Below are 11,046 nucleotides of genomic sequence, written 5' to 3' on the forward strand. Positions count from 1 at the left end.
TAAGGAAAGCCGGGTAATACCGAGATTCCCGATCCCTAGGGACCTTCAGGTCCACCTGGCCAAAGGCGGTCTCCAGCTTGCGGGGGTAGTAGCCGTTCCTGCGGCCTCCGTGCACCTGCAAGAAGGCCGTCCGGTCCAACTCCAGAACCGTCTGCAAAACCTCGGCCACCGTCTCCCGCACCGCTTCCCTCAGCAAGATTCGCAAGGTATCCTGGTCCACGGGGCACCTCCTCGTGCTAAGGTGTGCCCCCCTATTAAACACGGACCCTTACACATAAATCCTTACACGACCGTATGAGGTCAAGGGGTTTAACCCTGGTGGAAGTCCTTATTGCCCTGGCGCTGTTCGGCGCAGTGGCTGGGACTGGGGTGCTCCTCCTGAACCGCACCACCCAGACGAGCGCCCAGGAGCGCCGTTTGGCCCAGGCTCAGGAGCGGGCCTACAAGGCGGTGACAGGCCTTGATCAGGAGCTTACCGGTAAGTCGGTTTTGGCGGTTCTGCCCGGGGCCAGCGCCACACAAGCGGCCCTCGTGGCTACCGGCCACCAGGGCTACGTGGTACCGGATCGCTTCGTCAGCGACCGCTTCACCGTCCTGGCGGATGCCGCTCCTTTCTCCCCCGGTTCCCAGGTCTTCCTCCTGAACGGGGGCGGCCAGGGAATGCTCCTCACCGTGCTCTCCGTTTCCCAGGTATCCGCGGGGCGGTGGCAGGTTCAGGTGACGGGATGCCAGGGCGGGATCACCCTTCCCTGGACCCCGGGCACCCTGGCCTATCCCGCCGAGGTCTACGTGCTCCAGGTGGCTTCCGGGGGTCTGGACCTCTACAGAAACGGCCAGGCCCTGGGAAGGGTTGCCACCCCACAGGGCTTCGGGGTGAGCTTCGTCTACCGCGACCGCTTCGGCAACGAACAGGTTTCGAGCCAGTACTCGGGCATGGGGACACCGGACGGGTTCACCCTGGCCGCCCTCGGCCTCACCGCCACGGGCGGGGTGCAGGAGAACCGCACCCTTACGGGCCGCATACCCGTGGGTAGCGGCTGGGTGCGGGTCAGGGAGATCCGGGCCTGCGGGCAGGCTTCCCAGAACTCCGGCCTCGCCACCGTCACCGTGGTGGTGGACCCCAACGCCCCGGGGGGCGGGGACCTCACCCTCTCCGGCAACAACTACACGGTGAACTTCACCGCCACCCGCACTTTCCAGGACGTGCCCGCTGGGAACATCCGCCTCGAGGCCAGGGAGGTGGTCAGGAACCCCGAGCAAGGGGTCACGGCCATCTGGGCTCCGAGCCCCGCTCTGTGGACGGGCAGGGCCATCACCTTCGCCCCGATTTCCATCCAGGTTGGGTACAGCCTGGTACCCGGGGAGCTGGTCTTCTCCGTCTCCGGCTCCCCGCAGGACGGTCGGGCCACGGTTTCCGCCGGGCCCTACAGCGCCACCCTTGGAGGTGGGAGCAGCCAGAATGTCTCCGCCCTTCCCGGGCGCTACACCACCTCCGCCTCCCCGGAGGTTTCCGTTTCCCGTTCGGGGAACGGGGTCTCCTGGACGGAGATCTACACCCTGCGAAGCCTATCCCCTTCCCCTACCGTGGCGGTAAGCTCCCGCCAGACCTCCGGGGTGTCCGCGGCCTACAGCGGTCCCTTACCCGGGACCCTTTGCTACGACGCCGACTGCAGGCAGGTGGCCCCGGGGGCCTACACCGCTCCAGCAGATCAGCTACTGAACCAGTACACCACCACCCGCACGGAGTCCTGCCCCGCGGGGTACACCGGGACCGTCACCGTCACCGAGTACTGGCGCAGGGTGAAGACCTGGAGCCCGAGCGCGGGGGGGTTGTCCTCGAGGGGGACCCTGACCTTTGTGAGCGCTGTGCGGGACGAGCTGTACGACGTGCAGAGGAGCGATAACTGCACGTCCTCGGGTCAACCTTCATCCTCTCCTAGCCCTTCACCTACAAGCCAGGAACCTTCATCTCCTAGCTCTTCACCTACAAGCCAGGAACCTTCATCTTCTAGCTCTTCACCTACAAACCAGGAACCTTCATCCTCTCCTAGCCAAGCCCAGTGTTCACCACCCAATTGCAGTTGCTACCCCTGTTGGTGTGTGTGCAAACCCCCTGTGTGTTGCGAATAGACTGACTGTGGAGGTGAGCGGATGATCAAGCAGGCTTCCTTCCTCTTTTCCGTGCTCCTTTCTACCCTGGCCCTGGCCCAGCTTCCTGTGGACCCTCTGGACGATCAGCGTTTTGTGGAGCTGGTAAGGGTAGCCCGCTACCCGGAAGCTTATGCGCTGACGGAAAAAGAGCCGGCTCGGTTCGCCCACTGGTGGGCCTACATGACTGCGCGCACCGTTCCACCTTGGGGTAGCAATCTGACCCCCATCGAAGCCCACGTGCGGGCTACGGAATGGGCCTGTCGGTACCGCGAGTTCAACGCTGAGGCCGCCGCCTTTTGCTACTACGAGATCCAGCTGGTCCTCCGGTGGAAAGACCAAGACCCCCGTTATCCTGAGGCGCTGAAGGGGGTCAGCCTTCCCAACCTCACGGCTGCGGAGGCCCAGCAAGCCCTAGAGTCCTTGGCGGCAAAAGGGGTGTCCCTGGCGGTCTTTAGGGTGAAGCGGGGGGAGGAGAGCGCGCTCAAGGACCTCGCCCAAAACCGTCCATACTCCTTGGGCGGACAGCTGGCGGCTGGGGCCCTGGCCGATATCCTCTGGCGTAGATACGAGGGGGAGAAGGCTGTGCAGTACGCCCTCAAAGCGGCGGGCACCAGCGCGAGCGCTGCGGGCGTCTTGGCCTGGGGGGAGTACACGGGCACGGGGGTGAAGAAGAACCAGGACACGGCCTGCCGGCGGGCCAACTTCTGGGCGGTGCGCTCTTTGGCGCATTCTGCCCTTTTCACGTTGGGGCTCTGCTACCTGGAGGGGGCTGGGGGATTCCCCAAAGACCCCATCGAGGCTTACGCCATGTTCTGGCTTGCAAAGGACGCCATCGGAGGGTACGTGGGGAAATACCTCTCCGAGCTAGAGCAAACCCTGACCCCAGAGCAGCGGTTGGAGGGCCGCCGTCGTGCCGCCAAGTACTTCCAGTGAGCGCCGCTGGATCTTACGGGCTACCCTCGTGACCGCCCTCCTCCTTCTCGCCTTCGCGCCCCTCTGGGTACCCCGGTTCCGCGCTTTCCTGGAGGGTCAGGCGAGCCTGGAAGCTACAGTCCAGGCTTGCGCCATCAAGAGCGAAGCGGAGTCCTTTTTCTGCTACCGCGAGGTGTTGCAGCGCGCCGTGAAGCGCTCCGGTCCGCAGCGGGCAGCGGAGCTTTGTGGGTCGGTGGAGGACCCCACCTGCGCCCGAGCCTTCGGGGCCTTGGCTCCCAACCAGTCCTGGTGCGCCTACTTGCGGGAAGCCTACTGGCCAGGTTACGCGTTCTGCCTCGTAGCCTCGTGTCGGCGCTAGCCCGCTCCTTCGCCATTTTCTTCCTTGGGGGGCTCCTGGGTTTTTTGGCCCTTGCCCCCCTCCCTTCCTTTGGTTGGGACTTCGACTACTCGTTCAGCGCGGACAAGGCCCTCAGGGGCGACTGGGTCCAGGTATGGCGGAGCATAGGTCTGGGCGATGCCCACCCTCCCCTGTACTACCTGGCCTTCCGCGCCTGGATGAGCCTGGGCGGCCACGCCCGGCTGGACTCAGGGGTTTCGGATGCCGCCATCGCCTGGAGCTACTCCCTCTCCCTTCTAGGCTTCGTGTTTCTCTCCGGAGCCCTGGCCCTAGCCTCCTGGGACCTGCTGGGCCCGTGGGGAGCGATGGGGGCGCTGGGGCTCCTTTTTCTCTTCGAGGACGCTCCCTGGGCCCCGCTGCTACGCATGTACCCTTGGGCGGCCCTGTGGGTCCTATTGGGGGCTTGGGGCTACCTCAGGGGGCAGGTTTGGGCGGGAAGCCTTGCGGGAACCCTGGGGCTCTACACCCATTACCTCACCGGCATCGCCCTCCTGCCCTTCGCCCTTTACGCCTTGGCCCGGTCCGGAAGAAGGGCGCTCTTGGGGTTTACCCCGTACCTCCTCTTCTCCTTCTGGGCCCCCTACCTTTTGTGGCAGGTTCAGCACGGGAGGGCTAACCCCGACATCCGCCCGGAGCCGGAGGCCCTCTTTAAATACCTCTGGTTTAAGTGGCCCCCGGACCTACTCCTCCTCCTGCTGCTCGTAGGAGGGGTGGGCCTAGCCCTCAACCGGGCCTACCGGGAGCGATTTCTCCCCGTCCTCCTCCTGCCCGTGGCCTCCCTGTACGTGTGGTACTTTTCTTCGCTTTGGCTCAACACCGTTCTAATCCGCTACCTCTTTGTCTTCGCCCCCTTAGTGAGCCTAGGGGCGGCGGCGGCTTTGGCCTGGCTACCTTCCCTAGCCCGCTGGAGCGCCGCCCTTCTCCTCCTGGGGGTAGGCCTTCCCCTTGCCAGGTACAACCACCCCTACCTTCCATGGGAGGACCTCACCGCCCACTCCCGCCTGGCGGCGCGGTACCTGGACGCGGGCATGGTCGATCGGTTTCTGATCGATCCTGGAACGCGGTTCTCGAGCTTCCTCGTGCACATGCCCGGGGAGAAACGGCTGGAGGAGATCTCGGATCCGCTCGTCCTCCTGCGCTACTGCACGCACCCTCGTCCCCTCCTCGCCTGGGAGTACCGGGACCAACGCCCCGAGGCGAGCCAGGTCCGGGCCCTCCTAGGCTGCTGGAAGGGCAGGGTCCGGCGTTTAGACCCAATGCCTCCCGGGGTGTACCACCGGGGAAGCCTCTACCTTCTCCTTCCCGAGGGGATCAGCGAAGGGCAAGCCGATAGGGAAAGAGCTGGTCTTGAGAGGCCACGGAGAAGCGCCAGGTGACGCTGACCCTTTCGCTTCCGAAGGGGGCGGTTAGGGAAGCCCCGTAGCTCGGGGGCGAGGGGGTTCGGGGGACCGCCACAACCAGACCAGCGGAAGGGCTGTAGAGGGCTGCGTTGGGTCCGGTGCCCAGTGTTGCTGGCCTCCGTAGGCGCAGACGGGCTCCTCCCGGTTCGCGGAAGGGCGCACCAAGCTGAAGGAGGAGCCTGAGGCCGAAGAGGGCGGGCCACGCCCCTAGCGGACCTCCTGGAGCTCGTAGGCGGGGGTGAGGCGGAGGGGCCTGAGCGCGTCCTCCGGGGCCACGCGGAAGCGCCAGGTGAACTCCCTCACCTCGCTCCCCAGCCTCACCTTGAGGTAGGCCTCGTAGGTCTCCCCAGGGGTGAGGGGCTCGTGGGAAGGGCAAAGACGGCACCCCAATTCCTAAGGCCATTAATACCCCGGAGCCGCCAGAAGTCCCACTCCTCCTAGTACTGCAGGCTGCCGTAGGCGCAGAGGGGGTTCACCGCCCCGTCGGAGAGGCGGGTGAGCCTGGCCTCCAGGACCTGGGTGTCCACGGGGGAGGAGGGAAAGGTCTGGAGGCTTAGAGGGAGACCGAAGAAAGCGCCGGGGGTGTCCTGCCAGCTCACCCCCATTACCTGGTAGGGGTGGCGGTGGCCCCCTTTGCTCTCCTGGCCCTGTGGGAGGGGTGGAGGGAAAGGGGTCCAAGGGTTGCTCTGGCCTTCCTCCCCTACCTCCTCTTCCTCCCCTGGGTCCCCATGCTGGCCTACCAGGTGAGCCACGGGTACAACTTCCCCCACATTCGCCCGGTTCCGGAGAGCCTTTTCCTCTACGTGCGCGACAAGTGGCCCGAAGGGGTTCTTTACCCCCTCCTCCTCCTGGGCCTGCTGGCCGCGTGGCGGATCCCCAAAACCAGGCGGATCCTCCTGCCCACCCTGGCCTCCCTGTACCTCTGGTTCTACCTGTCCCTCCTGGTAAACGTGGTCCTCAGCCGCTACGTCTTCCTCTTCGCGGGCCTCATCTCCCTGGCCCTGGCCTCTGGGGTTAGCCTTCTGCCGCCCTGGGGACGGAGGGTGGTGGCCCTGGTGGTCCTCGTCCCCGCTCTCCTCACCCTTCACTCCCAGAGAGCCCTTCTCCCCTGGGAGGACATCACCGCCCAGGCCCGCATCACCCGGAGCTTCCTGGTGGCCCTGGAAGGAGCCCGCCTCTACCTGGACGGACGGGGGCGCGCGGATCCCTTCCGCCTGCACCTGCCAGAGTTCGAGGGGCGGGTGGTGGTCCTGGACTGGCTGGGCGCGACGGGGCTTTGCGGAGCGGGGAAGCCCTTCCTCCTGTGGCGCTACCACAACTACCGACCCGAGGAAAGTCCCGTCCAGCGGGTCCTGGAATGCCTTGGGGGTAGGGTCCGTGTCCTGCACCCTACCCCCGTGGGTACCCTTTACCTCTACGTGCCCGAGGGCTACCAGAGCACTGCGGTCGCCACCCGGAACCGCCAGCGGTAGGACTTCTCCTGTCCGTTGAAGAGGCCCTTTACCTCCACCTCGTACTCCTGGCCGGGGTCGAGGGGGTCTTTGGGTACCACCACCAACATGCCGTAGTTCCTCAAGACCCAGATGCCCACGTTGGTTGCCGCTGAGTCCTGGTTCCAGAACTGCGTGCTTCCCAGAGCGCACACCGGCACTTCAGCCCCGTCCGAAGTGCGCACCAGCCGGGCGTAGGTAGCTTCCGTGTCCACTGCTTGGAAAGGGACGGAGGTCATGATTGTGATGGGGAGGCCAACTGGGCTCTGCCAGGTGGCCTGGATGCTCCGGTAGGGCGGCTTGGGAGCTTGGTTGGCGTTGCACGCCTCAATGGGGTTGGGCCATTCAGAGATTCTTCCCCGAATGGGCACTTCGGAACCAGGTGTTGGGAAGAGCACCTCCCTCGCAAGGAACTGGCTGCCATCGACGCCCATGGCCGTACCGCCATACAAACACATGCCCCCTGCCACCCCTGACCAGTCTTTCCGCTCGAAGTACTGGGCAAACCAGAAGGGTCTAGGGGACGCAAACTCAGTTATCCAGATGGGGCGGTGGAGGGGAACCGCGATGAAGCCTGCCACTCCTACCCTAACGGACTGCGGCACCAACTGCTGGGGGTTGGTTGAGCAAAACCCATAGCCCCCCAGACTGCTGGTACGGGCACACAGGTCTCCTTCTGGTGTGTAGAAGGGCTTACTGGGGTCAGCGCTATGGGGTGGGTCCGGGTTGTCCCGGTTTTTCTCGGCGTACCTCCGGTACTGCCAGCACCCAAAGCTCCGCTCCAGGTCCTCCCGGGGAAAGGGGTTGACCCCCGCCGCGCCCCTCCAGAAGTTGATGGCTTCCAATGGAGGCGTATCCCCCGGCTGAAGGATCCTCAGGTACACAGGTGTGGTCCACTCCCTCCCCTGCCCGTCCACCGCCACCACCTCCCACTTGAAGGGCCCCTGGGGCAGGGCGTCCTGGGCCACGGCAAAGCGGAAGGTGGCCTCCGGGCTGGAGGCAGTCAGGGTGAAGGTTTCCCGGGTGTGCTCGACTCCGGGGTAGCGGGTGGCGTCCCAGCCGGGGCAGTAGGCCTTGCCCTGAGCACAGGGGTCCGAAAGGCGCAGGTAGACCTGGGCCCCCTCCGCCCCGGGGGCCAGGCGCACGGTGAGGGTCTTCTCCTCCCCGGGGTGGGCCTCGTAGTACCCGTTCTGGGGGGCCAGCACCTCCACGGGAGGCTTCTGGGCCTGGAGCAGGTTTCCACAGGCGGAGAGAAGGGGGAGTAGGCCTAGGACCAAGGAACCGAGAAGGAACCGTTTCGCCTTCACGGTATTAGTTTAGCGTGCCCGGGGTGAGGGCCCGGTTTGCCTGACGGGGAGGGGGTTTGTGGTTAGACGGTTGACTCTGGCCCGGTGTCTGTGGTGGTGGAGGATCGGAAGGGCCGTCGGTTTGGCGTGGAGCCACCTGGATACATGACCTCTCCCCTATTCTTGTGTATCCAAGATGCCCGCTCCCGATATCGCAAAATCCTTCCCGACAATCCCCAGGAAACCGCAGAAACCGCCGGACAATCTGTCCGGCGAAACCGCTAAAACGGGCGGGCAATCTGTCCGCCCCACTTGCGATGGCGATGGGCCTGGATCCCACCTGAAACCGCGAAAACCCCCGGACAGTCTGTCCGGGGAAACTGAGGAAACGGGCGGACAGTCTGTCCGGGGTTGGGGGAGAGGGGGTAGGGTACCAGAACCGCCTTGCTGCGTGTTATGCTCTTCTTATATGCGCTTAACCATTCACCTTCCCGAAGACCTGGCCCGCCTCCTGAGGCAGGCGGCGGAGAACGAGGGCAAGTCCATGAGCGCCCACAAGATACGCTCTGCGTGACCACGGCGGAGGCCCTCGGTCACGGGCGAAGCCCGTATCTTGCGGCCTACCTGAAGGAGCGCCGGCGGAAGGCCTTGGGCCACAAGCTAGCTACGCTGACCGAGGTCCTCAAGAGGGCGGGGAAGGCCCGCGTGAGCCCCGAGGCCTATCAGCTCCTGGAGGAGGGCCGGCGTGACCGCCCTTGACACCGGCTTCTTCCTCTTGCTTACGCAAATCCGTTTGCCCTAGCGGGCAAAGCGACCGCCTCCTGGAGGGGCACGAGGAGGCCAAGGCCAAGTGGCAGGCCCTGGTGGGGGGGCGGTTCATTTGGGGTAGGGGCCCCAAAGAGGAGGGGCTGGTATCCGGCCTAACCCTCGTGGAGCTCCTGCGCCTGGGTCTGAAGGGTGCCCTGGCCCGGGAGGATGCGGAGCTTCTCCTGAAGGCCATTCCTGCGGTCTGCCGGGTGGTGTGGCCGGACTGGGGCATCGGGGAGAGGGCGGCCCGGCTCTCCCACGGGCTCCATCTCCCCTTGGTGGACGCCCTGATCCTGGCCACGGCGCTAGAAGCGGGGGCGGGGGAGATTTGGACCGCGGACGCCGACCTGGCCCGGTATGAGGGGAAGCTCAGGGTGGTCCTTCTCAGGCCGGAGGGGTAGGCCTTCTGGTGCCAAGGCCATCGGATGGGAGGCTTCTCCAAAAAGACTCTTCGGTCACCTGGCCGCTTAACAAGCATCACCAAGTGCTATGGACCAGGGCATCAGGGGGTCTGGGGGCGGGCTCAAACTCTTCCAGGGTGGCCCGAGAGTCCTCCAAGCACGTCCCTATCCGTTCCTCGGTGTACACCTCCACAGGGACGGGTTCCAGCACCACCCTGTCCTCCTCGAAGCGCACGACTAGGATGTCCCTGAGCTTCAGGCCCAGGGGCCTGCGCACGCACGAGGGCGGACAGGGTGAACTGCCCCCGGGGGGGAAAGCCAGGCGATGAGCCTCCTACCTCAAGCCTAGTTGTGACGGAGCTGGCTTGGAAAGAAGCGATCGGGGTTTAGCTTCCCGGCGTATTTCCGTGGAGTTCATTATCGCTTTGCCCCTTTTCCAGACTTCGCACCCTCCGGTTCCCCTTTCCGCCTCCTCCGGCGGTTGCGCCAGTGTTCCAGGCCTCCAGGGATCACTCCGGCAAGCACCCCCAGGACCAGGATGACCAGGACGTACCGGTCCAGTGGGGGATCAGGCTCCCCACCTTCCAGGCCAGGAGGGTCGACCCCTGGATCCAAAGGAGGCTACCAAGCGAGGTTCAGCAGGGCGAAGCGCCGCCAGGAAAGCTCCAGAGAGCCTGACAGGAAGGGCACCAGGGTGCGCACCACGGGCACAAAGGGGCCAAAGAGGAGGGCCAGGTACCCGAAGCGGGCAAAGAACCGCCGGCCCCGGGCATACAGGTCAGGGCGGACCCGAAGCCTCGACCCCAGTAGCAGCCGAGGCGGTTGCCCGGGGTGGAGCCCAGAAGGAGGGCGAGAAGGGCCAGGGATAGATCCTGCTTCCGATAAGGTCCACGGTGATCAACAGGGTATCCCCTGGCAGGAGAAACCCCACGAGGTGGACCGGGTCCATACGCGCTCACGTAACACGGCCCATCGCTAGATGGGACCTGAGCGCAGGCGCCAGATCTTGGGCAGTTCCTCCCCTAAGGGCTGCCAGCTCCGGCCAGCATCGGTGCTCACGAAGAGCCGCCCGCGCTGCTCACCCACCTCTCCTCCGTAAAAGAGCACGTCTGGATTTACCGGATGGATGCTCAGGCAGTCCGCCGGGCCATTTTCGGGAAGGCCTCCACCCATGGGCACAAACGAGCACCCCCCATCCTCGCTGCGGTAGAGGGGACTTCCCGCTTCCGCGACGTAGACGTAGACCCTTTGGGCATCGCGGGGGTCGAAGGAGATCCCGTGCACGTATTTATTCCTCAACGTGGGCTCCCCCTCCCAAGTTCGGCCCGCGTCCCGGCTGAGGAAGAGCCCCTCGCCCGTGCCGGCGAAGACGCGCTCAGGGTCCTGTGGATCCACCGCGATCCGGTGCAGGTCGTGCCCGACGAGCGCTTCGTGCCAGGTTCTCCCCTCATCGTGGGAGTAGATGAGGGCCCCGTGCTCCACACCTGCGAAGATCCGCTCGGGGCGCTTTGGGTGCAGGGCGATTCCGTGGATGTGCCCCGCGTAGAAGGGTGCGTGGAAGAATGTCCAGCGCTTCCGGCTAGGGAGGTGTTCGATTCCTTCGCACGCCTGGAACGTCCGGCCAGCGTCGCGGGAGATGTAGAGCATCGGCGGCTCGGTGCCCACAAAGAGCGTCCTAGGATCGTTGGGGGAAACCACGACGTCCCAGACCCAGCGATCTTCGAACCCGAGAAGCTCCCAGGTTTGCCCGGCATCCACGGTTCGATATAGACCCCAGCCGCGCAGGCCACAGGCGGCATAGGCCGTCTTCGAATCCTGTGGATGCACAGTGATCCCGCGCACGGCATTCCCTTCGATGCCCCGACCGACCAGGTCAAGCTCCTCCCCTCGAGCGTGGAAGACGTACATCCCATCCTCAGTGCCGACATAGAGCAGACACGGATCCTTCATGGTGAGTTCCTCCTTTCGGTGCCGGGCAATTCTAGCACATTGTCCGGTCATGCACAGGAGTCCGTGGAGGGAAAGCAAGCCTGGGCCCAGGTCACCAGGGGCCCCCATCCCCCACCATCCACTGCGCCTGCCCTGCCTCGATGGCCTGAAGGACACCCGCCGAGATCTCTTGATGCGTGAGCCAGCGCATGGACCCACCCGATCTCCGTGCCCCCAGAACCACCTGGTGGT

The 11,046-nt window shown here is 65.1% G+C and carries 13 protein-coding genes; 7 read left to right on the forward strand and 6 right to left on the reverse strand.

What is annotated here, in order from left to right; all coding sequences use genetic code 11:
- Nucleotides 1-262, reverse strand: a 262-nt coding sequence (locus G584_RS0110845) for a transposase (protein ID WP_028494629.1), incomplete at its 3' end; no start/stop codon positions are given.
- Between the two features lie 32 nt (nucleotides 263-294).
- On the opposite strand from G584_RS0110845, the gene G584_RS0110850 reads away from it, so the two are divergent.
- The 3 genes from G584_RS0110850 to G584_RS0110865 all read left to right on the forward strand — a co-directional run bounded on the left by G584_RS0110850 (nucleotide 295) and on the right by G584_RS0110865 (nucleotide 4,857).
- Nucleotides 295-2,130, forward strand: a complete 1,836-nt coding sequence (locus G584_RS0110850; RefSeq protein WP_083964890.1) for a PulJ/GspJ family protein — start codon at nucleotides 295-297, stop codon at nucleotides 2,128-2,130.
- A gap of 21 nt (nucleotides 2,131-2,151) precedes the next feature.
- Nucleotides 2,152-3,084: a hypothetical protein gene (locus G584_RS0110855; RefSeq protein WP_028494631.1), complete on the forward strand. Its 933-nt coding sequence runs from the start codon at nucleotides 2,152-2,154 to the stop codon at nucleotides 3,082-3,084.
- A 288-nt stretch (nucleotides 3,085-3,372) separates the two neighbouring features.
- A complete protein-coding gene (locus G584_RS0110865; protein ID WP_157626422.1) occupies nucleotides 3,373-4,857 on the forward strand; it encodes a glycosyltransferase family protein in 1,485 nt (494 codons plus the stop codon).
- A gap of 231 nt (nucleotides 4,858-5,088) precedes the next feature.
- Here G584_RS0110865 and G584_RS12995 read toward each other — a convergent pair whose 3' ends face one another.
- Together G584_RS12995 and G584_RS13000 are read right to left on the reverse strand one after the other, a co-directional pair.
- Nucleotides 5,089-5,271, reverse strand: a complete 183-nt coding sequence (locus G584_RS12995) for a hypothetical protein (protein ID WP_028494634.1) — start codon at nucleotides 5,269-5,271, stop codon at nucleotides 5,089-5,091.
- A 47-nt stretch (nucleotides 5,272-5,318) separates the two neighbouring features.
- Nucleotides 5,319-5,480 (reverse strand): hypothetical protein, encoded by a 162-nt coding sequence (locus G584_RS13000; RefSeq protein WP_245563399.1) that lies wholly within the window; start codon nucleotides 5,478-5,480, stop codon nucleotides 5,319-5,321.
- Between the two features lie 18 nt (nucleotides 5,481-5,498).
- Between G584_RS13000 and G584_RS0110880 the strand changes: the two genes are divergently transcribed.
- Nucleotides 5,499-6,353 carry a hypothetical protein gene (locus G584_RS0110880; RefSeq protein ID WP_028494635.1) on the forward strand — a complete coding sequence of 285 codons (855 nt, stop codon included), beginning with the start codon at nucleotides 5,499-5,501 and terminating at the stop codon, nucleotides 6,351-6,353.
- On the opposite strand, the gene G584_RS12225 is transcribed toward G584_RS0110880, so the two are convergent.
- On the reverse strand, nucleotides 6,311-7,678 hold the full coding sequence (locus tag G584_RS12225) for a hypothetical protein (RefSeq protein ID WP_051209268.1): 1,368 nt from the start codon (nucleotides 7,676-7,678) through the stop codon (nucleotides 6,311-6,313). The two genes, G584_RS0110880 and G584_RS12225, sit on opposite strands and share 43 nt — an antisense overlap.
- A 448-nt stretch (nucleotides 7,679-8,126) precedes the next feature.
- On the opposite strand from G584_RS12225, the gene G584_RS13005 reads away from it, so the two are divergent.
- The 3 genes from G584_RS13005 to G584_RS12235 all read left to right on the forward strand — a co-directional run bounded on the left by G584_RS13005 (nucleotide 8,127) and on the right by G584_RS12235 (nucleotide 8,865).
- Entirely contained in the window at nucleotides 8,127-8,231 is a 105-nt protein-coding gene (locus G584_RS13005) for a ribbon-helix-helix protein, CopG family (protein WP_245563400.1), read from the forward strand.
- A complete protein-coding gene (locus G584_RS12230; protein WP_245563401.1) occupies nucleotides 8,228-8,416 on the forward strand; it encodes a hypothetical protein in 189 nt (62 codons plus the stop codon). The genes G584_RS13005 and G584_RS12230 overlap by 4 nt, the downstream gene beginning before the upstream one ends.
- Before the next feature lie 104 nt (nucleotides 8,417-8,520).
- Nucleotides 8,521-8,865: a type II toxin-antitoxin system VapC family toxin gene (locus G584_RS12235; RefSeq protein ID WP_245563403.1), complete on the forward strand. Its 345-nt coding sequence runs from the start codon at nucleotides 8,521-8,523 to the stop codon at nucleotides 8,863-8,865.
- A 76-nt stretch (nucleotides 8,866-8,941) separates the two neighbouring features.
- Here G584_RS12235 and G584_RS12240 read toward each other — a convergent pair whose 3' ends face one another.
- On the reverse strand, nucleotides 8,942-9,142 hold the full coding sequence (locus G584_RS12240) for a hypothetical protein (RefSeq protein WP_245563402.1): 201 nt from the start codon (nucleotides 9,140-9,142) through the stop codon (nucleotides 8,942-8,944).
- 698 nt (nucleotides 9,143-9,840) lie between these two features.
- On the reverse strand, nucleotides 9,841-10,815 hold the full coding sequence (locus G584_RS12250; RefSeq protein ID WP_051209271.1) for a WD40/YVTN/BNR-like repeat-containing protein: 975 nt from the start codon (nucleotides 10,813-10,815) through the stop codon (nucleotides 9,841-9,843).
- Nucleotides 10,816-11,046: the final 231 nt, after the last annotated feature.

It is taken from the genome of Thermus antranikianii DSM 12462 (assembly GCF_000423905.1).
GTDB lineage: Bacteria > Deinococcota > Deinococci > Deinococcales > Thermaceae > Thermus > Thermus antranikianii.

Excerpts from the sequence above, each read along its gene's own strand:
- G584_RS0110850 (WP_083964890.1), top strand. The coding sequence starts at position 295 with ATGAGGTCAAGGGGTTTAACCCTGGTGGAAGTCCTTATTGCCCTGGCG.
- G584_RS0110855 (WP_028494631.1), top strand. The coding sequence starts at position 2,152 with ATGATCAAGCAGGCTTCCTTCCTCTTTTCCGTGCTCCTTTCTACCCTG.
- G584_RS13005 (WP_245563400.1), top strand. The coding sequence starts at position 8,127 with ATGCGCTTAACCATTCACCTTCCCGAAGACCTGGCCCGCCTCCTGAGG.
- G584_RS12250 (WP_051209271.1), bottom strand. The coding sequence starts at position 10,815 with ATGAAGGATCCGTGTCTGCTCTATGTCGGCACTGAGGATGGGATGTAC.